The sequence below is a fragment of the Alteromonas sp. DY56-G5 genome (assembly GCF_041414725.1).
Lineage (GTDB): Bacteria > Pseudomonadota > Gammaproteobacteria > Enterobacterales > Alteromonadaceae > Alteromonas > Alteromonas macleodii.
Map to the genome: position 1 here is coordinate 1 of NZ_JANHZQ010000121.1, position 1200 is coordinate 1200.

At 46.0% G+C, this 1200-nt stretch carries 1 protein-coding gene; it reads right to left on the bottom strand.

Annotated elements, in window-relative coordinates:
- Positions 1 to 149: 149 nt before the first annotated feature.
- Positions 150 to 1130, bottom strand: coding sequence for an IS5 family transposase (locus NO989_RS21805; RefSeq protein ID WP_371343196.1), 981 nt, complete (start codon positions 1128 to 1130; stop codon positions 150 to 152).
- Positions 1131 to 1200 lie beyond the last annotated feature (70 nt).

The window sequence follows — 1200 nt, forward strand, 5'->3', positions numbered from 1 at the left end:
TAGGGAAACTGCGAATAAGTCCCGCAGTTTAACGCTTAGTTAAGCCGCAGCATCACCTGCCTAATTTTTAAACTCTAATTTTGCAATTTAGGCCAATATGCCGTTGTTTTAGGCAGGATTTTGGCCTTATTCCGGGCTATTCCCGGATTTTAGACAGATCTTGGCTGTCGTCGTAACATCTGGTCTACTTTAAACAGGTTCGCCAAGGTGAATAGCATGGCTAACTGTGAGTCATTTTTTATCAATCCCTTATAGCGAGCTTTGATAAAACCAAATTGGCATTTGATGATGCGAAACGGGTGTTCCACCTTCGCCCGAATGCTGGCTTTTAAATATTCGATGTTGATGGCAGTTTTGTTTTTGCGGGGATGCTTTTTCAGTGCCCGAACTTTTCCGGGACGCTCAGCAATCAGCCATTCCACATCCTTTTCTTTAAGTTCTTCACGCTTCTCTGCGCCTTGATATCCAGCATCGCCAGAGATGAATTCCTCATCGCCATGCAACAGGTTCTTCATCTGATTCAGGTCATGTTCGTTGGCGGCGGTGGTCACCAGCGTATGAGTCAGACCGCTCTTGGCATCCACACCGATATGGGCTTTCATACCGAAGTGCCACTCATTACCTTTCTTGGTCTGATGCATATCCGGGTCACGTTCATTCTTTTTGTTTTTAGTGGAGCTGGGGGCTTCAATAATCGTGGCATCCACCAGTGTGCCCTGCGTCATCATCACACCGCAGTCAGACAGCCATTGATTGACCGTTTTGAATAATTGGCGAGTCAGCTTGTGTTTTTCCAGCAAGTGCCGGAAGTTCATAATGGTTGTGCGGTCAGGAATGGCTTTATCCAGTGATAGTTGCGCAAATTGACGCATCGAAGCAATTTCATATAACGCATCTTCCATCGCTTCATCACCGAGGCTATACCATTGCTGCATACAATGAATGCGAAACATGGTCTCAAGCGCATACGGACGTCTGCCATTGCCTGCTTTAGGATAAAAGGGTTCAATCACTTCCAGCAGTTGAGACCACGGCAGCAGGTTATCCATTCTGGATAAGAAAATCTCTTTTCTCGTCTGGCGACGTTTGCTGGAAAACTCACTATCGGCAAAAGTTAACTGTTGGCTCATGGGCGGTAATGGCTGTGATTTACTATGCAGCTATGATCTCACATTCAGGACTTATTCGCATCTTCCCTAG